This window comes from Bordetella genomosp. 7, from assembly GCF_002261265.1.
Taxonomy (GTDB): domain Bacteria; phylum Pseudomonadota; class Gammaproteobacteria; order Burkholderiales; family Burkholderiaceae_B; genus Bordetella_A.
Map to the genome: position 1 here is coordinate 69616 of NZ_NEVK01000004.1, position 26805 is coordinate 96420.

General features: G+C 65.2%; 21 protein-coding genes. 11 read left to right on the top strand and 10 right to left on the bottom strand.

All coding sequences use genetic code 11. From position 1 onward, the window contains the following. Positions 1–22: 22 nt before the first annotated feature. Positions 23–3646, top strand: coding sequence for a hydantoinase B/oxoprolinase family protein (locus CAL19_RS07605; protein ID WP_094796459.1), 3624 nt, complete (start codon positions 23–25; stop codon positions 3644–3646). Between the two features lie 264 nt (positions 3647–3910). Here CAL19_RS07605 and CAL19_RS07610 read toward each other — a convergent pair whose 3' ends face one another. Next, the gene (locus CAL19_RS07610; RefSeq protein WP_026641266.1) at positions 3911–4933 is read right to left on the bottom strand and encodes a C45 family autoproteolytic acyltransferase/hydolase; all 1023 of its coding nucleotides are present in this window, start codon (positions 4931–4933) and stop codon (positions 3911–3913) included. 164 nt (positions 4934–5097) lie between these two features. On the opposite strand from CAL19_RS07610, the gene glnH reads away from it, so the two are divergent. From glnH to glnQ, 3 genes are all read left to right on the top strand, one after another. Further along, complete coding sequence (gene glnH, locus CAL19_RS07615) at positions 5098–5844, top strand: glutamine ABC transporter substrate-binding protein GlnH (RefSeq protein WP_026641267.1); 747 nt, start codon at positions 5098–5100, stop codon at positions 5842–5844. Positions 5845–5947: 103 nt separating this feature from the next. Further along, the gene (gene glnP, locus CAL19_RS07620; RefSeq protein ID WP_026641268.1) at positions 5948–6607 is read left to right on the top strand and encodes a glutamine ABC transporter permease GlnP; all 660 of its coding nucleotides are present in this window, start codon (positions 5948–5950) and stop codon (positions 6605–6607) included. Next, positions 6604–7332 carry a glutamine ABC transporter ATP-binding protein GlnQ gene (glnQ, locus tag CAL19_RS07625; RefSeq protein WP_026641269.1) on the top strand — a complete coding sequence of 243 codons (729 nt, stop codon included), beginning with the start codon at positions 6604–6606 and terminating at the stop codon, positions 7330–7332. Before glnP ends, glnQ begins: the two co-directional genes overlap by 4 nt. 26 nt (positions 7333–7358) lie before the next feature. On the opposite strand, the gene CAL19_RS07630 is transcribed toward glnQ, so the two are convergent. The 3 genes from CAL19_RS07630 to gmk are packed head-to-tail and all read right to left on the bottom strand — an operon-like array spanning position 7359 to position 10552. After that, positions 7359–9653 (bottom strand): RelA/SpoT family protein, encoded by a 2295-nt coding sequence (locus tag CAL19_RS07630; protein WP_094796460.1) that lies wholly within the window; start codon positions 9651–9653, stop codon positions 7359–7361. A gap of 21 nt (positions 9654–9674) precedes the next feature. Then, on the bottom strand, positions 9675–9878 hold the full coding sequence (rpoZ, locus tag CAL19_RS07635) for a DNA-directed RNA polymerase subunit omega (RefSeq protein WP_026641271.1): 204 nt from the start codon (positions 9876–9878) through the stop codon (positions 9675–9677). 41 nt (positions 9879–9919) lie between these two features. Then, entirely contained in the window at positions 9920–10552 is a 633-nt protein-coding gene (gene gmk / locus CAL19_RS07640) for a guanylate kinase (RefSeq protein WP_094796461.1), read from the bottom strand. A 193-nt stretch (positions 10553–10745) separates the two neighbouring features. On the opposite strand from gmk, the gene CAL19_RS07645 reads away from it, so the two are divergent. Then, positions 10746–11516: an SDR family oxidoreductase gene (locus CAL19_RS07645; protein WP_026641273.1), complete on the top strand. Its 771-nt coding sequence runs from the start codon at positions 10746–10748 to the stop codon at positions 11514–11516. An 86-nt stretch (positions 11517–11602) separates the two neighbouring features. Here CAL19_RS07645 and CAL19_RS07650 read toward each other — a convergent pair whose 3' ends face one another. Together CAL19_RS07650 and CAL19_RS07655 are read right to left on the bottom strand one after the other, a co-directional pair. Further along, entirely contained in the window at positions 11603–12973 is a 1371-nt protein-coding gene (locus CAL19_RS07650) for a short-chain fatty acid transporter (RefSeq protein WP_212589893.1), read from the bottom strand. A gap of 166 nt (positions 12974–13139) precedes the next feature. Beyond that, positions 13140–16583 carry a molybdopterin-dependent oxidoreductase gene (locus tag CAL19_RS07655; RefSeq protein ID WP_094796463.1) on the bottom strand — a complete coding sequence of 1148 codons (3444 nt, stop codon included), beginning with the start codon at positions 16581–16583 and terminating at the stop codon, positions 13140–13142. A gap of 119 nt (positions 16584–16702) precedes the next feature. On the opposite strand from CAL19_RS07655, the gene CAL19_RS07660 reads away from it, so the two are divergent. Next, positions 16703–17614, top strand: a complete 912-nt coding sequence (locus CAL19_RS07660) for a LysR family transcriptional regulator (protein WP_094796464.1) — start codon at positions 16703–16705, stop codon at positions 17612–17614. A 37-nt stretch (positions 17615–17651) separates the two neighbouring features. Here the strand turns inward: CAL19_RS07660 and CAL19_RS07665 are convergent, their stop codons facing one another. After that, positions 17652–18254 carry a C40 family peptidase gene (locus CAL19_RS07665; protein ID WP_094796465.1) on the bottom strand — a complete coding sequence of 201 codons (603 nt, stop codon included), beginning with the start codon at positions 18252–18254 and terminating at the stop codon, positions 17652–17654. A gap of 238 nt (positions 18255–18492) precedes the next feature. On the opposite strand from CAL19_RS07665, the gene CAL19_RS07670 reads away from it, so the two are divergent. The 3 genes from CAL19_RS07670 (at position 18493) to CAL19_RS07680 (ending at position 21765) form a co-directional block, all read left to right on the top strand. After that, positions 18493–19989 carry an AMP nucleosidase gene (locus CAL19_RS07670; protein WP_026641278.1) on the top strand — a complete coding sequence of 499 codons (1497 nt, stop codon included), beginning with the start codon at positions 18493–18495 and terminating at the stop codon, positions 19987–19989. Positions 19990–20104: 115 nt separating this feature from the next. Beyond that, positions 20105–20404: a helix-turn-helix domain-containing protein gene (locus CAL19_RS07675; protein ID WP_051423905.1), complete on the top strand. Its 300-nt coding sequence runs from the start codon at positions 20105–20107 to the stop codon at positions 20402–20404. After that, on the top strand, positions 20401–21765 hold the full coding sequence (locus CAL19_RS07680; RefSeq protein WP_094796466.1) for a type II toxin-antitoxin system HipA family toxin: 1365 nt from the start codon (positions 20401–20403) through the stop codon (positions 21763–21765). Before CAL19_RS07675 ends, CAL19_RS07680 begins: the two co-directional genes overlap by 4 nt. A gap of 19 nt (positions 21766–21784) precedes the next feature. Here CAL19_RS07680 and CAL19_RS07685 read toward each other — a convergent pair whose 3' ends face one another. Further along, the gene (locus tag CAL19_RS07685; RefSeq protein WP_094796467.1) at positions 21785–22660 is read right to left on the bottom strand and encodes a hypothetical protein; all 876 of its coding nucleotides are present in this window, start codon (positions 22658–22660) and stop codon (positions 21785–21787) included. A gap of 134 nt (positions 22661–22794) precedes the next feature. Between CAL19_RS07685 and CAL19_RS07690 the strand changes: the two genes are divergently transcribed. Continuing rightward, complete coding sequence (locus CAL19_RS07690; RefSeq protein ID WP_094796744.1) at positions 22795–23736, top strand: LysR substrate-binding domain-containing protein; 942 nt, start codon at positions 22795–22797, stop codon at positions 23734–23736. Between the two features lie 40 nt (positions 23737–23776). On the opposite strand, the gene CAL19_RS07695 is transcribed toward CAL19_RS07690, so the two are convergent. Further along, positions 23777–24682 (bottom strand): NAD(P)-dependent oxidoreductase, encoded by a 906-nt coding sequence (locus CAL19_RS07695; RefSeq protein ID WP_094796468.1) that lies wholly within the window; start codon positions 24680–24682, stop codon positions 23777–23779. Between the two features lie 35 nt (positions 24683–24717). Continuing rightward, complete coding sequence (locus tag CAL19_RS07700; RefSeq protein WP_094796469.1) at positions 24718–25683, bottom strand: Bug family tripartite tricarboxylate transporter substrate binding protein; 966 nt, start codon at positions 25681–25683, stop codon at positions 24718–24720. Between the two features lie 201 nt (positions 25684–25884). Between CAL19_RS07700 and galU the strand changes: the two genes are divergently transcribed. Next, positions 25885–26754, top strand: a complete 870-nt coding sequence (gene galU / locus CAL19_RS07705) for a UTP--glucose-1-phosphate uridylyltransferase GalU (protein WP_026641284.1) — start codon at positions 25885–25887, stop codon at positions 26752–26754. The last annotated feature ends 51 nt before the right edge of the window (positions 26755–26805 follow it).

Sequence of the window (26805 nt, forward strand, 5' to 3'; positions counted from 1 at the left end):
ATATCTACCTTCTGAGGACACTATGAAGTGGCAATTCTGGATTGACCGTGGGGGCACGTTTACCGACATCGTGGCCCGCCGCCCCGACGGCGGCACCGCGACGGCAAAGCTGTTGTCGGAAAACCCCGAGCAATACCGCGACGCGGCCGTGGCGGGCATCCGCCGGCTGCTGGGGCTGTTGCCCGGTCAACCGGTGCCCGCCGAACAGGTCGAATGCGTGAAAATGGGCACCACCGTGGCCACCAACGCGCTGCTCGAACGCAAGGGCGAACGCACGCTGCTGGTGACCACCCGCGGGTTCCGCGACGCTTTGCGCATTGCGTACCAGAACCGGCCGCGCCTGTTCGACCGCAACGTGTTGTTGCCCGAGATGCTGTACGAAAGCGTGGCCGAGGCCGACGAGCGCGTCGATGCCGACGGCACGGTAGTGCGCGGCCTTGACGAAGACGGCCTGCGCCAGAGCCTGCGGCAAGCGTATGACAGCGGCATACGTGCCGTGGCCATTGTGTTCATGCATGCCTGGCATGCGCCGGCGCACGAACAGCGCGCCGCGGCGCTGGCCCGCGAGATCGGCTTTACGCAGGTGTCCGCGTCGCACGAAGTCAGCCCGCTGATCAAGTTCGTGTCGCGGGGCGATACGACCGTGGTCGATGCTTATCTTTCGCCCATTCTCAAGCGCTACGTCGACCAGGTGGCGTCCGAGCTGCCCGGCATCCGCCTGATGTTCATGCAGTCCAGCGGCGGCCTGACCGATGCACATCGCTTCCGCGGCAAGGACGCCATCTTGTCCGGCCCGGCGGGCGGCATCGTGGGCATGGTGCGCACCAGCGAACTGGCGGGCTTCAAGCAAGTTATCGGCTTCGACATGGGCGGCACGTCCACCGACGTATCTCACTATGCCGGCGAGTTCGAGCGCGAGTTCGAAACCCTGGTGGCCGGCGTGCGCATGCGCGCGCCCATGATGAGCATCCACACCGTGGCGGCGGGCGGCGGTTCGATCCTGCATTTTGACGGCGCCCGCCTGCGCGTGGGGCCTGATTCGGCGGGCGCCAACCCCGGTCCGGCGTGCTATCGCCGGGGCGGGCCGCTGGCCGTCACGGACTGCAACGTGCTGTTGGGCAAGATCCAGCCTGACTTCTTTCCCCGCGTGTTCGGGGCGGGCGCCGACGAGCCGCTGGACCGCGAGGCCGTGCAACGCGGCTTCGAGGCCATGGCAGCCGAGGTGCGCACCGCCACGGGCCGCGACATGACCCCCGAGCAATTGGCCGAAGGGTTCCTGGAAATTGCCGTAGGCAATATGGCAGAGGCCATCAAGCGCATTTCGGTGCAGCGCGGCCACGACGTGACGGAATACGCGCTCACGGTGTTCGGCGGCGCGGGCGGCCAGCATGCCTGCCTGGTGGCCGATGCGCTGGGCATGACCACGGTGTTCGCGCACCCCCTGGGCGGCGTGCTGTCGGCCTATGGCATGGGGCTGGCCGACCAGGCCGACATGCGGCAGAAAACGGTAGAGAAAGTGCTGGACGAGGCGCTGGTGGCGCAATTGCAGGCCGAACTGCAAGAACTGGCCGATCAGGCGCGCGGCGAATTGCTGCGCCAGCACGTGCCGGCAGAGCAGATCCGGGTGCAGCACCGCCTGCACGTCAAATATCGCGGCACCGACACCGCGCTCGAAATACCCTATGGCAGCCTGGCGCAGGTGCGGCAGGACTTCGAGTCCGCGTATCGCCAGCGCTACTCGTTCCTGATGCCCGATCGCGAACTGGTGGTCGAGACGATTTCGGTCGAAGCCACCGGCGGCGGAGAGGCCGCGCACGAGACACCGCCGCAGCGCCAGCGCGCCGGCGCGCCGCAGCCGCGCCAGACCGTGCAGATGTACGGGCAGGGCGCATGGCGCGACACGCCGCTGTATGTGCGCGCAGACCTGGTGCCCGGCGACGTGCTGCCGGGGCCTGCGATCATCTCCGAACCGAACCAGACCACCGTGGTCGAGCCGGGCTGGCAGGCGCACCTTACCGAGCTGGACCACATCGTGCTCCGGCGTGTCCAGGCGCGTCCGGAGCGCCGCGCCGTGGGCACGCAGGCCGATCCCGTCATGCTGGAAGTGTTCAACAACCTGTTTATGTCCATTGCCGAGCAGATGGGCTACCGGCTGCAGAACACGGCGTACTCGGTCAACATCAAAGAGCGCCTGGATTTTTCCTGCGCCATTTTCGACGCCGATGGCAACCTGATCGCCAACGCCCCGCACATGCCGGTGCACCTGGGCTCGATGGGAGAATCCATCAAGACCATCATGCAGGCCAACGCGGGCCGCATGCAGCCCGGCGACGCCTACGTCGTGAACGATCCATACCATGGCGGCACGCACCTGCCCGACGTAACGGTCATCACGCCGGTGTTCGATCGGGACGGCCGCGAGATTCTGTTCTTCGTGGGGTCGCGCGGCCACCATGCCGACATCGGCGGCACCACGCCCGGCTCGATGCCCCCCGATTCCAGGACGGTGCAAGACGAGGGAGTGCTGTTCACCAACTTCCAGCTGGTGCGCGATGGCGAGTTCCGCGAAGCCGCCGCGCGCGAGATCCTTGGCTCGGGCCGCTGGCCGGCGCGCAATCCCGATCAGAACATCGCCGACCTGCACGCGCAGATCGCCGCCAACGAGAAGGGCGTGCAGGAACTGCTGCGCATGTGCGAGCACTTCGGGCTGGACGTGGTACGCGCCTACATGGGTCATGTGCAGGACAACGCCGAAGAGGCTGTGCGCCGCGTGATTTCCGTCCTGAAGGACGGCAGCTACGAGTACCCGCTGGATAATGGCGCGGTCATTCGCGTGGCGGTACGGGTCGACCGGCAGGCGCGTACTGCGGTGGTCGATTTCACCGGCACGTCGGCGCAATTGGACAATAACTTCAATGCGCCCGGCGCCATCGCCGTGGCCGCCGTGCTGTATGTGTTCCGCACCATGGTCGATGACGATATTCCGCTGAACGCCGGCTGCCTGAAACCGCTGGAGATCATCGTGCCGGAAGGCTCGATGCTGCGTCCCAAGCCGCCGGCCTCCGTGGTGGCGGGCAACGTCGAAACCTCGATGTGCATCGTCAATGCGCTGTATGGCGCCTTGGGGGTGTTGGCCGCCAGCCAGGGCACCATGAACAACTTCACGTTCGGCAACGCACGCTACCAGTACTACGAAACCATCTCGGGCGGCACCGGCGCAGGCCCCCTGCGCATCGACGCAACAGGCCCGCGCGACGAGGGTTTCGGGGGGACGTCCGTGGTGCAGGCGCACATGACAAACTCGCGGCTTACCGATCCCGAAGTGCTGGAACTGCGCTTTCCGGTACGTCTGGAATCGTACGAGATCCGTCCCGGTTCGGGCGGCGCAGGCAGGTATCGGGGCGGCGACGGCGGTGTGCGGCGTGTGCGCTTTCTGGAAGACATGACCGCCGCCATCCTGTCCAACAACCGCGTGCACGCGCCGTTCGGCCTGGCCGGCGGCAGCCCGGGGCAGGTGGGCCGCAACTACATCGAGCGCGCCGATGGCAGTGTGCAAGTCCTGGGCCCTCAGGACAGCGCCGAACTCAAGGCCGGCGACGTATTCGTCGTCGAAACCCCGGGAGGCGGCGGGTACGGGCAGCCATAGACACGCCGGCTCGCCTGCCGGGCAGAGTCAGACATCCAGGGCGGGGAGGAGCGTCGTCAGGTGTCTGACACCGCCGGTGCCTGAATGGTGTCTGACACCCTGGCGGGAGTCAGACACCGAGGGCAGGGGCGGGGCATGCTCAGGTGTCTGACTCCCGCAGGGTGTCTGACACCGCTGGTACGTGAATGGTGTCTGACACCGCTGGTACGTGAATGGTGTCTGACACCGCTGGTACGTGAATGGTGTCTGACACCGGGCGTCAATTTACGCGACGACGATTTCCTGTGTGGCTTTGGGCTTGCGGTCGTAGATGCGCAGGGTGACGTGATCGTCGTCCAGCTCGAACACGGCGGTGGCCAGGGTATTTTCTTCGTCGGGGTCGTCGGGCGCGCGGCGCAGTATGGGCAGCGGGCCTTCGCAGTCATGCAGCGCGCCGACCAGTTCGGCTTCGCCCGATTGCTCGTTCCACGTGTCCACCAGCGTATCGATGCGATTCTGGCGCGCGCGCGACGACTCGGTGATGAGCTGCGGAACATCCTGCGTGCCCTGGTGGATGGCGTGATTGGCATGGCCGTAGCGGCGTGCCACGGTCTCCACCGAACACGCGCCCGGCGTAGCTTCCACGCTGAGCAGGCGGTCGTCGCCAGCCGCGCCCAGGGTATGGTGAAAGCCGCCCGCGCGGGGCATATGCGCCAGCAGATCGGCCGCCTGATCCAGGCTGGTGCAGTCGAGCACCGCCCGCGCCAGGAACATGCGGGGCACCCCTGCGCGGCGAGCGCGGATACGCAGGTTATTGATCGTTTGCACCACCCCTGCGCGGCTGGCGCCGAACGTGTGTCCGGGCAGCGAGCCCGGGTAGTAAAAACTGACATAGCCCGGCGCCCCCGCCGGCCGTACGTCCACGACGTGGCAACGCCCATACAGATACGGGTCGCCGTCTTCGTTGTGTGCGATCCAGCGTTTGCCGCCGGACGATTGCAGGGCCACCGACGTGCAGCCGTCGGCGCTCTTGTGCAGCAGGTCGCCGCGGCAATGCCACAGCAACAGATCGTCGGCCGGCATGCGCAGCCCCTCGGCCAGGCCTTCGAACTCTTCCCAGATCTCGGGCAGCGCCTCCTGCACATGGCCCGCCAGTTCCTGCAGATACGCATGGCCGCGCCACGGGCGCAAGGCGTGCCACGTGGCGTTCTGCTCCAGGTATGCGGACATCAGCGGACGAGCCAGCTTGCCCAGCGCCTGGCCGGTTTCACGGCGGGTGCCGGCGATGTGTACAGGTTTGTATGGCATGGCGAATCTCCCGGGGATGATCCGATTGTAATTATCGTAGCCGTGCCTGCCATGGGGACAGATGAGTTAAGATGAACCGCCGGGCGCCCGGTGATCCGCTTGTGGCGCCCTCTGTGCGGGCCGGCAGGGGCCGGCCCTCTCTATGCCTCTACAGGAGAATATCGATGATCAAGCGCAAAATCGCTGCTGCGCTGGTAGGCCTGGGCCTGATCGGCATCATGGCTACTGCCTCCGCGCAAGACAAGGAACTGATCGTGGCGACCGACACGGCCTTCGTTCCCTTCGAGTTCAAGCAGGGCAATACCTATACCGGCTTTGACATCGATCTGTGGGCCGCCATCGCCAAGGAACTGAACCTGAAGTACAAGCTTCAGCCGATGGACTTCAACGGCATCATTCCGGGCCTGCAAACCCGCAACATCGACGTCGCGCTGGCCGGCATCACGATCCGCGACGACCGCAAACAGGTCATCGATTTTTCCGATCCCTATTACGAGAGCGGCCTGGCCATCCTGGTGGCCGACAATAACAACGACATCAAGGCCGCCAAAGACTTGGCCGGCAAGGACGTGGCCGTGAAAACCGGCACCGCCACCGTCGACTTCATGAAGAAGCAGGTTCCCGAGGCCAAACTGCGCCTGTTTCCGAATATCGACAACGCCTATCTGGAACTGGCAACCGGCCGCGTGGATGCGGCCGTGCACGATACGCCCAACGTGCAGTATTACGCCAACACGGCCGGCAAGGGCCGCGTGAAAGTGGTGGGCACCGTCAAGAGCGGCGACTTCTACGGCATAGCCTTTCCCAAGGGCAGCGACCTGGTGGCCAAAGTGAACCAGGCGCTCGCCACCCTGAAGTCCAACGGCCAGTACGACGCCATCTATACCAAGTGGTTCGGCAAGCAGCCCTGAGCGCTGTTGTTGCGGCATAACCGGCCGGCGTAGCCGCTAGCGTATGCGCCGACCCCCCCGGGGCGCCGTGGGCGTCCCGGGGACACCATACAAGGGAACGAGCGTGCAATTCGACTGGTCTGTCATCTGGGCATCTATGCCCAATCTGCTTGACGGCACACTGATGACCGTCAAGATCACGTTCTGGGGGCTGGTGGGCGGTTTCGTGCTCGGCGCCGTGGCGGGCGTATGCCGAGCCTATGGGCCGCGCCTGCTGTCGGCCGTGGCGCAAGTCTATGTCGCGGTCATCCGCGGCACGCCCATCGTCGTGCAGGTCATGTTCATTTATTTCGCGCTGCCGCTGATGGTGCCCGGATTGCGCATCGATGCAGTGTGGGCAGCCATCGCAACCTTGATCATCAATTCGGGGGCCTATATCGCCGAAATCGTGCGCGGCTCGCTGCTGTCGGTGCACAAGGGCCTGAAAGAAGCGGGGCAGGCCATGGGCCTGCCGTTCTACAAGATACTGCTGCACATCATCGGGCCGGTGGCTTTCCGCCGCATGATTCCGCCGCTGGGCAACCAGTGCATCATCAGCCTGAAAGACTCGTCGCTGTTCATTGTGATCGGCGTGGCCGAACTGACCCGCCAGGGTCAGGAAATCATGGCAAGCAACTTCCGCGCGGTCGAGATCTGGTCCGCCGTGGCCATCATCTACTTGATCCTCACCGGCGCACTGGCCCTGGCCCTGCGCCTGGTCGAGAAAAGGATGCGCATTCTATGAGCATGGTCGAATTCCGCAACGTCACCAAACGCTTTGGCGAGTCCACCGTGCTCGACGGCATCTCTTTGAATATCGATGCCGGCGAAGTCGTGGTGGTGGTGGGGCCGTCCGGTTCGGGCAAGTCGACGTTCCTGCGCTGCATCAACGTGCTGGAAACCATCGAGGGCGGCGACCTGCTGGTGGATGGCCAGAGTGTCAAGGGGCCGGCCGCCCAGGTGCGTGCCATTCGCCGCGAGGCCGGCATGGTGTTCCAGCAGTTCAATCTGTTTCCGCAGATGACCGCGCTGGAAAACGTCATGTTCGGGCCCGTGCACACCCGCGGCGCTACGCGCCAGGAGGCGCGCCGGCAGGCCGAAGAACTGCTGGGCAAGGTGGGCCTGGCCGAGCGCATGAACCATTATCCGTCGGAGCTCTCGGGCGGCCAGCAGCAGCGCGTGGCCATTGCCCGGGCCCTGGCCATCAAGCCCAAGCTGATGCTGTTCGACGAGCCCACGTCCGCGCTCGACCCCGAATTGCGTCATGAAGTGCTGAAGGTGATGCGGGATCTGGCCGAAGAAGGGATGACCATGGTGGTCGTCACGCACGAGATGGAGTTCGCGCGCAGGGTAGGCAGCCGGCTGATTTTCATCGACGGGGGCAAGGTGGCTCATGACGGGCCGCCCGCCGAGTTGCTGTCCAACCCGCCGAGCCAGCGCCTGCGCGATTTCCTGCAGCACGTGGCGTAAAGGCGCAAAGGCCGCGGCGTACGCGGCTAGCCCTTCACGCGCACGATTTTCTGTACCTGGGGCACATGCCGGATGGCGCGGATGACTTGCGCCAGATGCTTGCGGCTGTCGACCTGGATGGTCAGGTGCAGCGACACGGTAGACACGGCATCGTCGTGCATGGTGATCTGCACGATATTGGCGTCGGCCGCCGTGACTTCCGCAGCCAGCCTGCCCAGCACGCCGCGCTCATTGCGGGTGATGACGTCGAGCCGCGTTGAAAGGTGCTTGGCGGTCTGAGAGTCCCATGCCACCCCGACCCAGCGTTCGGGTTCGCGCGAGCGCTGGCGCACGGCGATCGGGCAGTCGGCGGTATGCACCACCAGCCCGTGGCCCAGGCGCAGGCCGCCCACGATGGGGTCGCCCGGCAGGGGGCCACAGCATGGCGCCAGTTGCACGGCCTGGCCTTCGTTGCCCTGGATCAGAATTGGCGCGCTGCGCGCAGAGGTTATTTCGTCTACGTCGGCGGCAGTGGTGGCCACCAGTTGGTGCTCGGGCGCAAAGCGCCGCGCCACCACCGTGGCCAGCCGCTTGCCCAGCCCGATGTCGGCCAGGATCTCGTCGCGCGAACTCGCGCCCGTACTGCGCGCCAGCTTTTGCCAGGTGGGGTCGTCGGCGGCCGGCAGTTCCAGGTGCAGTTCCTGCAGGGCCTGCTCGAGCAGGCGTTCGCCGAACGCCACGGACTCTTCGTACTTGACCGTGCGCAGGTAATGGCGGATTTCCGAACGCGCGCGGCCGGTGCGCACGTAATTGAGCCACTGGGCATTGGGGCGGGAAGCAGGCGAGGTGATGATCTCGACTGCGTCGCCACTGCTCAGCTCGGTGCGCAGCGGAACGAATTCGTTGTTGACCTTGGCCGCCACGGCCTGGTTGCCGATATCGGTATGGATGGCATACGCGAAATCAACCGGCGTGGCGCCACGCGGCAGCGAGATGATCTTGCCGCGCGGGGTGAATACATAGACGGCATCCGGGAACAAGTCGACCTTGACGTGCTCGAGGAATTCGCCGGAATCGCCGGTCTGGCTCTGGATGTCGAGCAGCGACTGCAGCCACTGGTGCGTGCGCTTCTGAAGGTCGTTGAGCGACACGTCGGCGCTTTTGTACAGCCAGTGCGACGCCACGCCTTCTTCGGCAATGTGATGCATGTCGCGCGTGCGGAACTGGAATTCCACGGGCGTGCCGTACGGCCCCACCAGCGTGGTGTGCAGCGACTGGTAGCCGTTGACCTTGGGAATGGCGATGTAGTCTTTGAACTTGCCCGGCACCGGCCGGTACAGCTGGTGCAGCGTGCCCAGGGCCAGGTAGCACTCGGGCAGCGTGTGCACGATGACCCGAAAACCGTAGATGTCGAGCACTTCGGAAAACGACTTTTTCTGCTCGACCATCTTGGAATAGATGCCGTACAGCGTTTTTTCGCGCCCTGTAACCTCGGCTTCGATGCCGGCGGCGGGCAGGGCGGCGCATACCGCGTCGCCGATCTTGCTGATGACTTCGCGGCGGTTGCCGCGCGCGGCCAGCACTGCCTTGTACAGTACTTGGTAGCGGTTGGGATACATGGCCGCGAAACACAAGTCCTGCAGTTCGCGAAACAACACGTTCAGGCCCAGGCGGTTTGCGATGGGCGCGTAGATTTCCAGTGTTTCGCGGGCGATGCGGCGGCGCTTTGCCGGATTGACTGCATCCAGCGTGCGCATGTTGTGCAGGCGATCGGCCAGCTTGATGAGGATGACGCGCACGTCGCGCGCCATGGCCAGGAGCATCTTGCGAAAGCTCTCGGCCTGCTGCTCGGCCTTGGTGGCGAAATCGAGCCGGTCGAGCTTGGACAGGCCATCTACGAGTTCGGCGACTTCGGGGCCGAACTTTTCTGCCAGTTCCTGCTTGGTGACGCCCTGGTCTTCAATGACGTCGTGCAACAGCGCGGCCGAGAGTGCGTTGGCGTCGAGCTTCCAGCCTGCGCAGATTTCGGTGACCGCGATGGGGTGCGATATATAAGGAGACCCGCTGGCCCGGAATTGCCCCAGGTGCGCCTGGTCGGCATAGCGGTACGCCTCGCGCACCCGTTCGACATCTTTTTTGTCGAGATAGCCCGAGATGATTTCGGTAAGCGGCGCCAGCGAGGCGACGGGCGACGAACCCGCCGCAGCGTCGTCGGGCGCATCCGCAGGCGCGGTCCGGGCAGCCGGTGTGCCTTTTTTGCCGGGGCGCCGCCCCAGCCGGGACCCTGCGCGCAATGCCGCGAGCAGGCCCGTGGAAGCATACTTCAGCCGGGGAAAAGCCATGTTGCCGCCCCCTGGCCTCGATCAGGTCGGGACTTTACGCAGCATTTCCAGGCCGGTGTGGCCGCCGGCGATTTCGCGCAGGGCGGTGACGGTGGGCTTGTCTTTGCTGTCGATGCGCGGGGCATGGCCTTGCGCCAGTTCGCGGGCGCGATAGGTGGCCGCCAGCGTCAGCTTGAAGCGGTTGGGAATCTGGTTCAGACAGTCTTCGACGGTAATTCGGGCCATGGATTGCACCTGGAACGTTTTCTGGAAATGAGTAAGTCGCTTCAGTGCGCCGCCGGAATGCCCAACTGGGCGAACAGGGGCGCGTGGCGGACCGCCTGAGACGAAAAACGTAGCCGGGCGGCGCTGATGATCTGCGAAAGTTCCGCCAAGGCTACGCTAAATTCTTGATTAATAATAACATATTCGCATTCCGGCGCGTGAGCGATTTCGCCGCCCGCCGCCAGCAGGCGGCGCGCTATCACCGAGGGGGCGTCCTGGCCCCGCGCCTTCAGGCGATTTTCGAGTTCTTCGATTGACGGAGGCAGGATGAAGATGCCGATGGCCTGCGGATATTGCTGGCGAACCTGGCGCGCGCCCTGCCAGTCGATTTCGAGCAGCACGTCTTTGCCCGCACGGGTGGACTGCTCGATCAAGTCGCGCGGCGTGCCGTAGAAGTTGCCATGGACTTCTGCCCATTCCAGCAACTGGTGGTCGCGACGCAGTGTTTCGAACTGCTCGACGGAAATGAACCGGTATTCCCGTCCGTCGACCTCGCCCTGGCGAGGCGCGCGCGTGGTGCACGACACGGACAGGACCAGGGACTTGTCGCTGTCGAGCAGCGCCCTGACCAGGCTGGACTTGCCGGCGCCGCTGGGGGCCACGACCATGAAAACGTTGCCGGGGTGTTCGGACATGAGTAGGAAGGCAGACAGATAAGAGGCGAAGAATAGCAAACCATGCCGGCGACAGGGCGATCGCGCCTGTGGGCGGCAACCCAAATATTATAGGCAGTGCCCGGGCCGCCCGGCCGGGGCCGGTCAAGGGCGCTTGCAATCCTGCGCCGCCAATTGCGTTAGGATTGCGCGGTTCCTTCATAGGGAGAAACTGATGCAGTCGAATGAACACTCGGGCGCACGCGTCGCCTTGGTAACCGGCGCCGGCACAGGCATCGGCCGCGCCGTGGCGTTGGAATTCCTGGCCCAGGGCTATCGCGTCGTGCTGGCGGGCCGCCGCCGCGAATTGCTGGAGCAGACCCGCACAGCGGCGGGCGACGATGGCGTACGGGCGCTGGTGGTGCCCGCCGATGTCTGCGACGAGCAGGCAGTGCGCCAGTTGTTCGATGAAACCCAGCGGGCCTACGGCCGCCTGGATGTACTGTTCAACAACGCCGGCCGCAACGCTCCGGCCGTGCCTATCGAAGACCTGCCCGTCGATACCTGGCGTGAAGTGGTCGACGTCAACCTGACCGGCATGTTCCTGTGCGCGCAAGCCGCCATCCGGCTCATGAAGGCGCAACAGCCCCAGGGCGGCCGCATCATCAACAATGGTTCGATCTCGGCGCACGCGCCGCGGCCGTTCTCGATCGCCTATACGGCGACCAAGCATGCCGTCACCGGGCTGACCAAGTCGATTTCGCTGGATTGCCGCAGCTATGGCATCGCCTGCGGGCAGATCGATATCGGCAATGCCGCCACCGACATGACGCAGCGCATGGCCGAGGGCATCCTGCAGGCCGACGGCGCCAAGCGGGTGGAGCCGCGCATGGACGTCGCGCACGTGGCGCAGGCGGTGCTGTCGATGGCCAGCCTGCCGCTGGACGCCAACGTGCAATTCATGACCATCATGGCGACCAACATGCCGTTCGTGGGCCGCGGCTGACCTTGCGGTAGCCCGCGCAACAAAACCCCCGCAAGCGCTGCCGCCTGCGGGGGTTTTTGCTGGAAGCGCCGGTCAGGCGGCGCAGCTTATATAGACGCGAACCACAGCGCGCCAAACATGACCACACCGGAACCCACCAGGGTCACCATGGTGTAGCCCAGGATGTCGCGCATCTTCAGGCCCGCGATGGCCAGGATGGGCAGGGCCCAGAAGGGCTGCAGCATGTTGGTCCACTGGTCGCCATAGGCCACGGCCATGATGGCGATGGCCGGATCCACGTTCAGCTGGCGGGCGGCCTCGAGCATGATGGGGCCTTGCACGGCGAACTGGCCGCCGCCGGACGGCACGAAGAAGTTCACGATGCCGGCCGACAGGAAGGCCAGCATGCCGAAGGTCTGCTGCGTCGAGATCGCGACGAATGCATCCGAGAACAGGGCGATCAGGCCGCTGTGCTGCATGATGCCCAGGATACCGGCGTACAGCGGGAACTGCAGCAGAATTTCGCCCACGCTGGATGCCGCGTTGCGCGTCAGGTGGATGAGCTCAAACACGTTCTTGGTAAAGAGCAGCACCAGGGCCAGCAGCGACCAGTTGACGATGTCCAGCGTAATGGTGCCGCCGCGCGAGAAGTGGATGACCAGGTATGCCACCAGCGCCAGGCCGAAGAGGAACACCAGGATGCGCGAGGCGTCGATGCGGTCGCCCGGCGTGACGACTTCGTACTTCGCTTCGCTGAGCTCTTCGGAACCGACGTCGGCAGGCAGCTCGTACACGCGCGATTCGTCTTTGGGGGCGACCAGCCAGAACAGCACGGCGCACACGATCATGGTCAACGCCACGGCGGCCAGGTTCCACGGCGCGAAGATGGTTTCCGACACCGGGATGGTGGTGCCGCCCAGCGCCTTGGCCAGGAACGAGCCTTCGGTGGCGGCCGTGAGCGGGCCGGAGCCCGAATAACCCATGTGCCAGACGATGAACCCCGAATACCCGGCGGCCACCAGCAGCGGAAAATGCAGCTTGATGCCGCGCTCGCGGCCCTGCACGGCGACTTCGCGGGCCAGCACGGCGCCCGCGATCAGGCCCAGGCCCCAGATGAAGAAGCAGAGCACAGCGCTGATGACGAACACGAACATGTAGGCGGCTGCCGGGCTCGAAGGAACGCGCGCCAGGGCGATGAGCACCTTGCGGACAGGGCCCGTGTTGGCAAGGATGTGGCCGAGCAGCAGAATCAGACACATCTGCGTCATGAACGCCAGGATGCCTGACAGGCCGTTGCCCCAGAACCGGACGATGTCGGTCGGCGCGGTGTCGGTCCAGAACAGCGCCATGATGGCCACGATAAGGGTCAGGGCCATGGCGAAGGTCATCGCCGACGGGATCCACCGTTCCAGAAAGTTGTTGATCGGGCCCATCAGTCCGGAAGACCGGGCGCCCGCGTGGTTGCTATGTTGAGACATGTGCGTGCCTTGTGATTATTGAAGTACCTAAATTCACTGCGGAACCGGAGGATAATCGATTCCGCTCCCCTGTTTGTGAACCGTCGCTGCAGCGGCTAGCCCTCCTTTAATGGTCAATACGACTGTAGACGGCAGGTTTTCGGATGTTCTCGTTGCTTGCCGCCCTTCAAATATCCAGCACCAGGTCGCTGGCTGGCACGGCCTGGCAGGTCAGGCATACCGTTGCGTCCTCGGGTTCTTCGCCGTGCAGGTGGCGCACCTGTCCGGAAACAATGGTTACCGCACAGCTTTCGCACTGCCCCACGCGGCAACCGCTGGGCATCGTCAGCCCCAGGCTTTCGCCAAACCCAAGCAGAGTGCCGCGGTCGGCGGTCCAGTCGGCCTGGATGTCGCCCGAGCGGCTGAAGCGGACCCGGTGCCGCGCGGCATCGTCCGCATCGACGGCGGGCGGCGAGCGGAAAATCTCGCTGAATATGTCGAACGCGGGTACGCCCCGTGCGCACAGGCCTTCGCGCAGGCTGTCCATCATGGCGGGCGGGCCGCACATGTAGAAGCGCGCGCGGGCGGCGATCAGCGCATCGGACACCACATGGGCGCCCAACAGGCGGGCGGGGTCGCCGCCGTCGCCAGGCTGGCCGAAATAATCCCGGATGGTCAGGCCGGGCAATTGTGCCCCAAGCTCGCGCAATCGAGCGTCGTATGCCTTGGTGCGTGCGCTGCGGTTGGCATAGTGCAGCCAGACTGCGGGCGGGTCTTGCGCATCCAGCAGTGATTCAAGGTATGAAAGAAACGGCGTAATGCCGATGCCGCCGGCAAACAGCACGACGGGCTGGGGCGATTGTTCGGGAAGAATGAACGTTCCCGCGGGGGCCGCCACCCCGATGCGCATGCCGGCGCGGGCATGGGCATGCAGAAATCCCGACATCGCGCCTTCCCAGGCTTGCCCGGTACCGTCCCGGCCACGCTGGTGGCGCACCGCAATGCGGTACTCGCGCCGCGAGCGCAGGCGGGCCGGGCCGATCAGCGAATAACTGCGCTGCAGGGCGCCGCCGTTTTCGATCGGCACTTCGATGGTGATATGTTGGCCCGGGCGGTAATCCGGCAGGGCGCCGCCGTCTTGCGGGGCCAGGGCGAGTTCCAGCACGCCATCGGCCACGCGGTTCGCGGCGGCCACGGCGAACTCGCGCTGGCCGGCCCAGCGGCGTTGCGTCACGTCGAACGCGGCATCGCGCTCGATATTGCAAGGGAACTGGCGCATGGGCACCGATCCGCTGATCGGGTCTACGCGCTGGGCCGAGATCAGCCCGTTGTAGTTGCTGTTGTCGTCCCCGCGGACATCGTAGCCGGGCTCGCCAAGTTCCGGGCAGGCCTGCCACCATCCCACTTCGGCGTAGACCACATCCTTGCTCAGATAGGGGTCCACCTCCGCCACGAAGCGCGCGGAGCCGGCCGGCGTGGTGACGCGAACCCAATCGCCGGCCTCGATGCCTTTTTCCGCCGCCAGTTGCGGGTTGAGCACCGCTTGCGGCTGCCTTGACCGCTTGCGCAGCGAGGGCAGGGCGCGATGCTGGCTGTGGCAGAAGTTGCCGTTCTTGCGCGACGTAATGGTCAGCGGATAGGCGGCGCGATCCTCGCCTGCCGCCGCCAGCAGGTTGTCATGGGCGGGTAGCGGGTCGTACCCATGGCGCAGCAGCAGTTCCGAATACAGTTCAACGCGCCGGGTCTGGGTGTCGAAGCCGGTTACGGGGCTGCCCTGGGCGTCATCGGATGCGCCAGCGCGAGGCCGGCCATATTTGCGGTCGTGATGGACCATCGGCACGCGCAGGCTGCCGTCCGGAGTGCCGCGCAAGTCTGCCACGGTGATGCCCAGCGGCGCCAGTTGGTGGTTCCATGCCCGGTCCAGTTCGCCGTCGAAGAACATGGATTGCATGCCCAGGCGGCACGCCAGGCTGAACACAATGTCGTTATCCGAACGGGATTCGCCGCGCGGCGTCACCATGCGCGGACGCAACTGTACGCGTTCCTGGGCGGCATGGGTGATCTCGAAACCGATGCGCAGGCCTTCGCGCTCCCATGGTGTGTTGACCGGCAGCAGAATATCCGCGTAGCGGGCCGTAGGGGTCTCGAACAGATCGCAATGTACGTGGAATTCCAGTTCGCGCAGCGCGGCCTGTGCCATTTCCACATCGGCTTGCGACGCCAGCTGGTTGGTGCCGAAGCCCATGAAGGCCCGCACACGGTAGGGCTGGCCGGTAAGAATGGCCTGGTACAAGTCACGTGCGATCACCCAACCCATGGCGGCCGGGCCTAGCGGCCGCTGCGGCAGGCCCAGCGCCTTGACTCGTTGCGCGGCAGGGATGAGGTCGAGCCCGTTGACGGGGTTGGTCGCCGGCTTGGGATAGAGGCGGTTCGCGCCGGGTGTGTCGAAGCAGCCCGTCAGCGCATACAGCACGGCGATGGCGCGGTCCGTCTGGGTGGCGTTGGTGCTCTGGGCGACGCCCGACCACGAGTGGTACGCGATGGCCGGGCTTTGTGCGATGAGATCGGCCGCAGCCAGCAAGCTCGCAGCCGTCACGCCCGTCACCGCTTCGACGTGTACGGGCGTGTACTGTGCGCAGCGTTGGGCCAGGGCCTGCAGCACGGTATGGCAGCGTACGGGTTGCCCGTCGATCTCGACGATGTATTCACCTTCCAGGGCGAATGATCCGGCGCCTTGCGTGCCGGCAGAATACTCGGTGTTGTAGGGTGCTGGGCCTTGGCCGTCCAGGTTCCAGGCCACCCAGGCTTGCGGCGTGGGGCAGTGCGGCCAGATGTCGCCGGCGCGCACCAGCCTGCCGGTATCCGCCCGAACCAGCAGCGGCGCATTGGTCCAGTCGCGCACAAATGCCCGGTTATAGCGACCGGTGGACAATAATTGGTGGGCCAATCCGAGCGCCAGCGCGGCATCCGTGCCTGGCCTGACCGGCAGCCACGCGTCGGCCTGCGCGGCCAGCGCCGTGCGCTGTGGGTCTACCACCAGCAGGCGCGCTCCGGCGCGCCGTCCTTCGCCGATGGCGTTGGCCTGTGCGAGCCAGGTATTGGTCGGGTTGTGGCCCCACAGCATGATCAGGTCGGCATTGGCGTAGTCCGCCACCGGGATGCCGCAGCCGAAGGTGAACGCGTGCGCGTGGTCTTTGTGCCAGTTGCAGACTTCCGTGCCGTAGGCAATGTTGGGGCTGCCGAAGGCGCGCACGAAGCGCTCGATCCAGTCGATACTGTCGGACAAAGGCGTGCCGCTGGGGGTGGTGACCCCGAAGGCCACGGCCTCGGCGCCGCTTTCTTCTCTTATCTTGCCAAAGCGGGTGGCGATTTCGTCCAGCGCCTCATCCCAACTGATACGTTGCCAGCCCGGGTCGGCCGCCCCTTTGGGCGCCGTGCGCCGCATGGGATGCAGAATGCGATGCGGGCTGTGCACCAGTTCGGGCGCGGCGCGGCCCTTGGGGCACGTTGCGCTGCCGGTGGGATGCCGGGGGTCGGCCTGGACGCGGACTAGCGAATCGCCGCGAACCGTGTTCAACGTCCCGCAGCGCGAACGGCATAGCGTACAGAAGCCGCTGATTTGCGCGGACATAGTGATGCACCCCCTGGTCTTATAACTACGGCCCGTATCCTAAGAGATCTATCGAAGTATTGCTAATATATATTATGTAAGATGCAATATAGATAACATGTATATTTAAGGCGGGAAAGATGCAGCTGACGCTACGGCAATTCGAGTACTTTCTCGCGCTGGCTGAGACGGGGCAGGTTTCCAAGGCGGCCCTGCGGTGCAACGTGTCGCAGTCTTCGGTAACGGTGGCATTGCGCGCCATGGAACAGACACTGGGCGTATCGCTGTTCGTGCGGCATGCCAAGGGGTTGCGCCTGACCGAAACGGGCGAGCGGTTCGTGTCGCACGCGCGCAATGTCACAAATGCGGCTTCCCGGGCAATCCAGGACATACGCGCGGCGCCCAGCGAACTGAGCGGCCGCCTGCGGATCGGCGTGACCGAAACCATCTCGGCGTACCTGGTGCCCAGCGTGCTGTCCACGGCAGAACAGTATTTTCCGCATCTGCACATCCAGATGATCGAGAGCGACCGCCCCAGCATCGAAGGCGCTTTGCTGGACGGCAGCATCGACCTTGCGCTGCTGATCGTGTCCAACCTGACCGAGCGTGACGAACTGGAATACGACATCATGCTCAAGTCGCCCAGGCGGCTCTGGACACATCCGGACCACCCCTTGCAGCAGCGGTCCAAAGTCAGCCTGCATGATGTGGCCCAGTATGACTACATCCTGCTGGACATGGACGAGCATATCCACACCATGGAACGGTACTGGCGCCGGCACCAGCTGCGGCCCAATGTCTATTTCCAGAGCAAGTCGCTGGAAGCCGTGCGCAGCCTGGTTGCGTTCCAGAAGGGGGTGGCGATTCTGTCCGACCTGGTGTACCGCCCCTGGTCGCTGGAAGGGCGGCGGATCGTCCGCTGCAACGTCAGTGAGGTCGTGCCCACGATGGATATCGGCGCGGTATGGCGCAAGGGTACGCAGCGTTGCAAGAATCGCGAGATCGTCCTGCGGTTCCTGCACGCGTCGATCAAGGCGATGACGCAGGAATAAGGTGCCAGGCGCGCCCCTAGCCGGGGCTGGCCGGATGTCAGTGCGCCTGGTCTGCGGAAGCCAGCAATTGGCCCTGCGGCCCGCCGGCCGGCGCCGTGTCCAGGTAGCGGCGCGCCGCGACGTAATTGCGCGACCAATAACGGTTGTCCAGGCTGTCGATGCGAACCTTGGCCCCGCGCGTGGGGGCATGCACGAACTGGTTCTGGCCGATGTAGATGCCTACGTGCGACACGCCGCCGCGCCGCCGGGTGGTGAAAAACACCAGGTCCCCGGGTTGCAGCTGTTTTTTGCTGACGGCCGTGCCGGCCCGGCGTTGGGCGCGAGCGGTGCGCGGCAATTCCACCCCGGCGATCTCGCGATACACAAATTGGGTCAGGCCGCTGCAATCAAAGCCGTCCTCGGGGTCGTCGCCGCCCCATACGTAGGGCGTGCCCAGGGTGTCCAGGCCCGCACGCACGACCATTTCGGACAACGACGGAACAGTCAGCGGGTCGAACAGGCGCAACCCTTGCAAAGAGGCGATGGCGTCTGTAACGATGGAGGCTTGAGCGGGGGGGGACCAGGACAGGCTGATCGCAAGAAGAGGAGCAGCCAGGAGTGAGGGTAGGTACGGACGGACTTTTCGCGTCGGTGGAGTCATTGCGACACTTCAGATTGCGGAGTGGGCGGAATGGCTGACTGCGTCAGGCCGGCAGATGTGGCGTTATTGCAACGGGCACGCGGCATTTTAACGTATTGACGTTTTTTTGCATTGTGGGGTTATTACTAGGGAAATGCATGCAAATGCCGGCAGCTTGCAGCTTGCTCAAAGCGGCAATGCGCTTGCGGCATAATCGACCACAGGCCGCCCGAGCTTGGTTTTCACCCAGGATGCACATATGACAGTTGACTTTTCAGCCGCTTTTGTCCAACGCCCCGAGCCCCTGGCCTTCGAGCCCTTTCACGACGCGCGGGCGGCCGTGAACAGGCTCATCGAGATCTACGCCCGCAATACCGCCCATATCCGCGCCGCCTTCCAGGACGTAGTCAACGGGCGTGACCTGGCTGGCCCCGCCCGGGCCTGCTATCCGGCCATACGCCTTGCGGTGGCTACCTACGACCCCATCGATACCCGGCTGTCGTTCGGCCACGTCGCCGAACCGGGGGTGTACCAGACCACGGTGACGCAGCCGGACCTGTTTCGCGATTATCTGGTGGAGCAGATAGGGCTGCTATTGCAGAACCATGGTGTGCCCGTAGAGGTAGGGGAATCCGACACGCCCATCCCTTTGCATTTTGCCTTTCCTGAAGGGGCATATGTTGAAGGCGAGCGACTGGAAAGCTTGCGCCGGCCCTTGCGAGACGTGTTCGACGTGCCCGACCTGGCCGTCACCGACGACGCAATCGTCAATGGATCCTGGCGGGGCAGGCATGGCGAGCCGCGCCCGCTGGCGCCGTTCACCGCAACGCGGGTGGATTATTCCCTGCACCGCCTGCAGCACTACACGGCCACCGCGCCGTCGTTCTTTCAGAACTTCGTGCTGTTCACCAACTATCAGTTCTATGTAGATGAGTTCTGCGCGCGGGCCCGCGCCTTGATGGCCAGCGGCAGCGGCGACTATGACGCGCTGGTCGAGCCCGGCAACCGCGTCACCCATCGGGGCGATACCACCGCGCAGTCGCCCCCTGGCGCCGCCCCGCGGCTACCGCAGATGCCGGCTTATCACCTGGTGCGGCCCAACCACTCGGGAATTACGTTGGTGAACATCGGGGTGGGGCCTTCCAACGCCAAGACCATCACGGATCACATTGCGGTGCTGCGCCCCCATGCCTGGCTGATGCTGGGCCATTGCGCCGGCCTGCGCGATTCGCAGCGGCTTGGCGATTATGTGCTGGCGCACGGCTACGTGCGGGAAGATCACGTGCTCGATGACGACCTGCCCACCTGGGTGCCGGTTCCTCCGCTGGCAGAGGTGCAGGTGGCGCTGGAACAGGCTGTGGAAGAGGTGGCCGGGCTGTCGGGCTGGGAACTCAAGCGCATCATGCGCACCGGCACCGTGGCCAGTATCGATAACCGCAATTGGGAACTGCGCGACCACGATGAACTGGTGCAGCGCTTTACCCAGTCCCGCGCGATTGCGCTGGACATGGAATCGGCCACTATCGCCGCCAATGGTTTCCGGTTCCGGGTGCCATACGGCACGCTGTTGTGCGTGTCGGACAAACCGCTGCATGGCGAGCTGAAGCTTCCCGGCATGGCCAGCGCGTTCTATCGCAACCAGGTGAACCAGCATCTCGAGATCGGGATTCGCGCGTTGGAGCGACTGCGCGACATGCCCCCGGAGCGCCTGCACTCGCGCAAGCTTCGCACCTTCATGGAGACGGCATTTCAGTAACAGTAATAAAGTAGTGAAATTCGATTTTCCACTACTTTAATGCCATTTTATTACCACGATCCCCACGCAGATGGTAATATAGTAGTGAACTCATAAGAAATACTACTTTATTGCCATGATCACTCTGCCAGAAATCGCCAGTATCCTGCGGGCGCGGCTGCGGGAGCAGGGCATGACGCAGGCATCCCTGCGTGACGCGGCCGGCATCGCCCAGCGCACACTGACCAATGTGCTCAGCGGTGATCAGGATTTCAAGGTAAGCACGCTGCTTGCCTTGGCCGATCGGCTGGGCCTGGAACTGCTGCTGGTGCCCAAGGGCGCCGCGCCTGCAGTGCAGGCCGGCGAGCCGGCGCCGCCCAGAGTGCCTACCCGGATCGAACTGGCGCGCCGCTCGGTGACAAAGGCATCGCAATGAACGTCCAGGCGCTCGCGATTTTCATTGGTTCGTTGCGGGTGGGCGTGCTGTTCCAGTACCGGATGCCCGGCGCCGAGGTCATCACCCGTTTTGTCGCCGATGACGCCTACGCGCGCGGCATCGACGTCCCGGTGCTGTCGGCCGCCTATCTGGCTGCGTCGCCGCAAGACCAGGCTGCGTTCTGGGCCGACGTGCGCAGCGTGCCGCTGAACGGACGCCATTCGCCGCAGAACGGCTGGCTGCTGCCGGCATTTTTCCAGAACCTGCTGCCCGAAGGCGTGTTCCGCGATCACGTGGCGCGTATCCGCGGATGCGACCCCCAAGACCATTTCGAAATGCTGGCGGCCTGCGGGGGTGACTTGCCCGGCAACGTATACGCACGGCCTGTCGAACTGTCGCGCGACGCCCTGGCGCATTACGTCACGCAAGACCAGGACGCGCTCGAAATGACGGTTACCGCCGACCCCATGGAACAGGGCGTGTCACTGTCGGGGGTGCAGCCCAAGTTGGGCGTCATCAAGCAGGGGGAACGCTACGTGGGCCGCACGCGCGACCATGACACTCACATCATCGCCAAGCTGCCCGTGGTGGGCCAGCCGCTGCTGCCAGAGCTGGAGGCCCTGTCGCTGGCGCTGGCGCGGGCGGCCGGCGTCCAGGTCTGCCAGGCGTATCTCGAGCCTCTGGCGAGCCTCGCGGTCGAGCACGGTTATGACCTGGGCGAGGCCGACGCCCGGACGCAGTTCCTGGCCGTGGTGCGCTACGACCGCCAACCTGGCCATCGCATCCATTGCGAGGATTTCGCGCAGATTCTGGGGGCGATGCCCGAAGAAAAGTACCGCGCGGCCAGTTATCTCGACGTGGCCGCCGTCATGCTGGCCTTCGAATCGATGGGCGAATCTGCCGTGCATGAACTGCTGCGCCGCATGGTCGTCAACGAGATGCTGGGCAACCCGGACATGCACCTGAAGAACCTGGGCGTGGTATATGGCGACGGCGAGACACCCCAACTGGCGCCCGCCTACGATATCGTCGGCTACGCGGCCTATTACCCCTGCCAGGGCCACGCGCTGCACATCATGCCACCAGACATGCTGCCGCGCGCCAGGGCGGGGCAACCGGGCGGCGCAAAACCGGGCCTTTCGCCGGCGATATTGCGCGCTTTCTGCGCAAGCCTGGGCATTCCTGAAAAGCCTGCGGCCAGGGCCGTGGCCGATTGCGTCAGGGCGGCCTGCGACCGCTGGCCCGGCCTGATCGGCGACTCGCCGCTCACACCCAGGCAGCGGCAGAACCTGCTGGACCACTTTCTAGCGCATCCCATGGTGCAGTCCGCGCGGCGCGCGGCAGCCAGGCCGCGCAACTAGCACCCCTGCGCGATGCCTGTCAGGGCAGCAGCATGACGCGCACCGGTTCAAAGCCGGCGCGCTTTTTCCAGGTCAGCAGGCCCGGCCCGCCGTGTTCCAGGGCCCCGTACCAGACTGCGCGCACGCCCGCTGCGCACGGTTCGGCCGCGTCAAGCAGCCAGTTCACGATGGCGGCATGCATGAAGGGCATGACGCCATGCGGCAGATGGTCTTTGTGGCCCATGATGTCCAGGTAATGCACCACGTCAGCGCACCGGGTCAGCTTCACATACGCGACCAGCCGGCGGTCGGTGCGCAGTGCGCCGTTGTGATGGCCTGGCTCGGGCAGAAACACGCCCCACCAGGTGGTCCAATGCGTCGCGCAAGCCGGGACGGGAACGGGCATGGGGCCCGAGGCGGGCGAGGCAATGTGCGCCGGCTTGAGCAGCCAGCGCGCCAGCACGGGGCCGCCGCTGCGTACGGCCATTGAGGTTTTCACGGCATGTACATCATGCACGTGCATGGGCAGAGCAAACCGTTCGGCCAGGTAGCCCAGGCGTTGGGCATGGCGGATTTTGGGCAGGGTGCGTCGTGAACGTTGGCGCAGCAGGGCTTCGAAGCCGGCCCGTGAGCCGCACCGCGACAGATCCAGCATCATGGGAGCCGCCCGCGATGCGCCGGCTGTGATGGGCTCGTCGGCCGTGCGCATGTCGTAACGCCGTGCCACTCGCAAGAAGCGGCGCAAGGCCTGCTGCGCGGCCTTGCCGTGGGCCATCCGGGCACGAACGGCCAGGGGCAGCACCGGCAGGGGCAGTTCGGCCGGCCAGCCGCGTAGTCTTGCCGGCTTGCGCAGGCGCGTCAGCACCGGGTCGACCGCCCGGTAATAGGCGGCCATCAGCAGGTCGAAAGGAGTCATCGCGGCAAAGACAGGGTTGCCCAGCAGTCAGCATCGTAATCTATAGCCGGGTCCATGCTGTGCCGCAGGCCGGTGCCTGTTCCGGAGCGCCGTGGTTCCTCTAAGATGACACGTTTCGCGGGATGGGGCGCGCCATGGAATTGCGGCAATTGGAACTCTTCATCGGCATTGCCGAGGCTGGGGCGTATTCGCGGGCGGCGATGCGCATGTCGATCAGCCAGCCGATTCTCAGCCGGCAGATCAGGGCGCTGGAAGATGAGCTGGGCGTGGCGCTGTTCCATCGCACCGGCCGAGGGGTCACATTGACACAGGCGGGCGCCTTGCTTGAGCAATATGCGCGCGGCCTGGTCGATACGGCCCGCGATGCGGCCGTCGCCGTCAAGGCCCTGGGCGGTGCGCCCACCGGGCCGGTGGTGCTGGGCATGCCGGCCTCCATATCGACCGTGCTGTCCGTGTCGTTGATCGAAGCGTTCCGGCGCGCATTTCCGGGCATGTCGCTGAAGTTCATGGAAGGCTACAGCGGCCATGTGCTCGAATGGCTGGCGGCGGGCCGCACCGACATTTCGGTGCTGTACGATGCGCCGCGACTCGGCATCCCGACCCTGCCCACAGAGGCTTTGCTGACCGACGAACTCTTCTTGCTGGGGCCGGCCGGCGATCCGGCGGGCGTGGGCGCGGGCCCCGTGCCGGCGGCACGGCTGAGCCGCATTCCCATGATCCTGCCCAGCCGGCCGCACGGTATACGTGTGCTGGTCGACGAGTCGCTCGCCAGTATCGGGCTGACGCCCAACGTGGAACTGGAAATCGACGCCATGCATTCCATGCTGCGCCTGGTGGAAAGCGGCCTGGGCTACGCCGTCCTGTCGTATGCATGCGTGGCTTCGCAGATCGCGCAACGACGCATGCGTATCTGGCGCATCGTGCAGCCCACCATCACCCGGTCGCTGGTGATCGCCACCTCGACACAGCGGCCTTCGACCCACGCAGTGCGCGCGCTGGGCACCATCCTGCGTCGCCAGATCCAGGATCTCGTCGAGCAAGGACGCTGGACCCCCGATCCCGCCGTGTTTTCCTGAAGCACGGCGCCGACACGGCGGGGGCCGAGGCCGGCCGTACTCAACTGCCGCCGCGCGCCCGGATGGGCACGCCGCCCCAGGTTTCGAGCACCTTGGCCACGTGCGTGAAGTCGGCGTCGTCGCCGCAGAGCGCCGTGGTCAGCAGCAGCATTTCGCGCACCGCCGACCCCACCACCATGGGCACGCCGATGGCTTCGGATTCATCCACGCACAGGCGCACGTCTTTGTATGCCAGGCGGGCGGCGAATCCGATGTCGAAGGTGCCCGTCAGCACGGCCTTCGGGAACTTGTCTTGCGTGGCGGTATTGCGGCCCGACCCGGCATTGATGACGTCGAGCATCACCGCAGGGTCCAGGCCGGCCTTCACCCCCATGGCCATTGCCTCAGATGTAATGGCCACGGCCGCCGCCGACAGCAGGTTGTTCGCCAGCTTCATCGTCTGGCCCATGCCGGGCTCGGCACCCAGGTAGAACGCCGGACCGAAGTGCTTGAGCGTGGGCGCCAGCAGGTCGTAATGGCTGCGCTCGCAGGCGGCCATGACGGCCAGCGTGCCGCGCCGCGCGCCGCCCACGCCGCCGCTGACCGGGGCGTCGATATAAGTGATATTGCGCTCGGCCAGGCTGCGCGCCACCAGGCGGGCCGTGCGCGGCCCGATGGTGGATAAGTCCACCACGCGATTCACGCGCGTGCCGCCGATCACGCCGTCGGCGCCCAGCGTGACCTGCTGCACGATCTCCGGGGTGGGCAGACTCAGGAAAACCGTGTCGACGCTATCGCACAATTCGCGGATGCTGGCGCAGGGGCGCGCTCCGCGCTGGCGCAGCGCCTCGATGGCGGCGCCATTGCTGTCATAGACCGCCAGTGCGTAGCCGGCATCGAGCAGCCGGCCTGCCATGGGGCCCCCCATATTGCCCAGGCCGATAAAGCCATATGTAAAGTCAGGCATGACGTTTCCTTCTGTTTGCCGAGGGTAGGGCGGATTCAACGGGGGCGCAGGCCGATCTGCTGGGCCAGGTCTGCCACGCGCTTGGTGTCCTGGGCCAGCAGTTTCGCGAACGGGTCGGGGCCGCGTTGCGCGCTGGTGGGCGCCTGGGCGGCCAGCTGTTCGAGCCGGTCCTTGAATTCGGGGCTGTCTATCACTACCGACAATGCCTCGGCCAGCTTGTCGATGACGGGCCGCGGCGTACCCTTGGGCGCCACCACGCCGTTCCAGATCGCCAGGTCGAACTGCGGCAATCCGCCTTCGGCGAAGGTGGGAACGTCGGGCATTTGGGGCAGGCGCTGCGGCGTGGACACTGCCACCGCCCGCACGCGCCCGTCTTTGTGCAAGGGCATGATGGTCACCGTCTGGTCCAGCACGCCGTCGATGACCCCGGCCATCAGGTCAGTCAGCGCCGGGCCGGAGCCACGATACTGGATCAATTCGCCTTCCGACCCGGACAGATGCAGGAACATGCCCTCGGCCAGATGCGCGGTCGTGCCCGGCCCGCCGGACCCGAAATTCAGCCGGGGGGCAGACTTCATGCGGGTCAGCATGTCGGGCAGGGCCTTGATGCCGCTCTTGTTGCTGACCGCCAGCACCATCGGCACCGTGGCGACCGTGCTTACCGTGGCCAGGTCGCGCACCGGGTCGACCCCCGCGTCCGGATTCAGCAGAGGGATGATGGCCATCGACAAGTTGCTGAACATCAGGGTGTAGCCGTCCGGTTCGGACTTCATCAGCCGTTGCATGCCGATCAAGCCGCCGGCGCCGGTGGTGTTTTCGACCACCACCGGCTGCCCCAGCGTCTTCGACAGCGAATTGCCGATCAGCCGCGCCAGCGTGTCCAGCGTGCCGCCGGGCGCCACGCCGACAATCATCGTAATCGGGCGGGATGGAAATTCCTGCGCCCACGCCGCGCCGGCGATCAACAAGGTGGTCAGGCAACCTGCAAAAAAGCGCAACATGACGGGTCTCCTTGGTTTGTCTGTCGGCCCGCCGTTGGATGGCGCGGCGGGCAGCTGCCCTTCGGGGGGCTGCCCTGATACTAGCCAGCCAAGCGCCTGACAGTGCCCATGATGCCGACATACCAGCCTTGACATTTTGCGCATAGTAGGCGGGCACGCCATTTGCTCAATGCGCCGCACTATCTACTCATCGAGAGCGTCATGAAGCCGATCCGCAAAGCCGTTTTTCCCGTCGCGGGCATGGGCACCCGTTTTTTGCCGGCCACCAAGGCCATGCCTAAGGAAATGCTGCCCATCGTGGACAAGCCGCTGATTCAATATGCGGTCGAAGAGGCGGTGCAGGCCGGCATCACCGAGCTGATTTTTGTTACGGGGCGGAACAAGCGGGCCATCGAGGATCATTTCGACAGCGTTCCCGAGCTCGAGGCGGGGTTGCTGGCCAAGCACAAGACCGCATTGCTCGAAGCGGTGCGCAATGTCATCCCGCCGCACGTCACATGCATCTATACCCGCCAGCCGGCCCCGCTGGGGCTGGGCCACGCCGTGCTGTGCGCGCAGCACATCGTGGGAGACGAGCCGTTTGCGGTGCTATTGGCCGACGACCTGATCGACGCCGACGTGTCGGCCACCGCGCAGCTCATCGACGCTGCCCGCCGGCACGATGGCAGTGTGCTGGCCATCCAGAACGTGCCGCGCGACCAGACCGACAAGTACGGGATCATCTCGGGCCATCGTGTCGACGGGCGCACCACCCAGTTGCAGGACATCGTAGAAAAACCCCAACCCGCGCGCGCGCCCACCACGCTTGCCGTGGTCGGACGGTACGTGCTTGAACCGCGGATCTTCGACTTGTTGCGCGCCACCCAGGCTGGCGTGGGCGGAGAAATCCAGTTGACCGACGGCATCGCCCAATTACTGCGCGAGCGCAGCGTCTTCGGATATCGGTACGAAGGGGTGCGCTACGACTGCGGAAGCAAGGCGGGGTTCTTCCAGGCCACGATGGACCTGGGCCGCAAATACCATGGACTTGGCGTCACGGCGGATGAGGCCGCCCTGGCGATGGGCGACTGACCGAGCCGGTGGCTCAGCCAAGGGTATGCCAGCGCATCTCCAGTCCGGGAG

Bases quoted from the DNA above. Each gene is read 5' to 3' on its own strand.
- CAL19_RS07680 (WP_094796466.1), top strand. From the start codon at position 20,401: ATGAACGTCCAGGCGCTCGCGATTTTCATTGGTTCGTTGCGGGTGGGC.
- CAL19_RS07675 (WP_051423905.1), top strand. From the start codon at position 20,105: ATGATCACTCTGCCAGAAATCGCCAGTATCCTGCGGGCGCGGCTGCGG.
- galU (WP_026641284.1), top strand. From the start codon at position 25,885: ATGAAGCCGATCCGCAAAGCCGTTTTTCCCGTCGCGGGCATGGGCACC.
- CAL19_RS07650 (WP_212589893.1), bottom strand. From the start codon at position 12,973: ATGTCTCAACATAGCAACCACGCGGGCGCCCGGTCTTCCGGACTGATG.
- CAL19_RS07665 (WP_094796465.1), bottom strand. From the start codon at position 18,254: ATGACTCCACCGACGCGAAAAGTCCGTCCGTACCTACCCTCACTCCTG.
- CAL19_RS07645 (WP_026641273.1), top strand. From the start codon at position 10,746: ATGCAGTCGAATGAACACTCGGGCGCACGCGTCGCCTTGGTAACCGGC.
- CAL19_RS07605 (WP_094796459.1), top strand. From the start codon at position 23: ATGAAGTGGCAATTCTGGATTGACCGTGGGGGCACGTTTACCGACATC.
- CAL19_RS07630 (WP_094796460.1), bottom strand. From the start codon at position 9,653: ATGGCTTTTCCCCGGCTGAAGTATGCTTCCACGGGCCTGCTCGCGGCA.
- CAL19_RS07695 (WP_094796468.1), bottom strand. From the start codon at position 24,682: ATGCCTGACTTTACATATGGCTTTATCGGCCTGGGCAATATGGGGGGC.
- glnQ (WP_026641269.1), top strand. From the start codon at position 6,604: ATGAGCATGGTCGAATTCCGCAACGTCACCAAACGCTTTGGCGAGTCC.
- CAL19_RS07670 (WP_026641278.1), top strand. From the start codon at position 18,493: ATGACAGTTGACTTTTCAGCCGCTTTTGTCCAACGCCCCGAGCCCCTG.
- CAL19_RS07655 (WP_094796463.1), bottom strand. From the start codon at position 16,583: ATGTCCGCGCAAATCAGCGGCTTCTGTACGCTATGCCGTTCGCGCTGC.
- glnH (WP_026641267.1), top strand. From the start codon at position 5,098: ATGATCAAGCGCAAAATCGCTGCTGCGCTGGTAGGCCTGGGCCTGATC.
- CAL19_RS07660 (WP_094796464.1), top strand. From the start codon at position 16,703: ATGCAGCTGACGCTACGGCAATTCGAGTACTTTCTCGCGCTGGCTGAG.
- CAL19_RS07685 (WP_094796467.1), bottom strand. From the start codon at position 22,660: ATGACTCCTTTCGACCTGCTGATGGCCGCCTATTACCGGGCGGTCGAC.
- gmk (WP_094796461.1), bottom strand. From the start codon at position 10,552: ATGTCCGAACACCCCGGCAACGTTTTCATGGTCGTGGCCCCCAGCGGC.
- rpoZ (WP_026641271.1), bottom strand. From the start codon at position 9,878: ATGGCCCGAATTACCGTCGAAGACTGTCTGAACCAGATTCCCAACCGC.
- CAL19_RS07700 (WP_094796469.1), bottom strand. From the start codon at position 25,683: ATGTTGCGCTTTTTTGCAGGTTGCCTGACCACCTTGTTGATCGCCGGC.
- CAL19_RS07610 (WP_026641266.1), bottom strand. From the start codon at position 4,933: ATGCCATACAAACCTGTACACATCGCCGGCACCCGCCGTGAAACCGGC.
- CAL19_RS07690 (WP_094796744.1), top strand. From the start codon at position 22,795: ATGGAATTGCGGCAATTGGAACTCTTCATCGGCATTGCCGAGGCTGGG.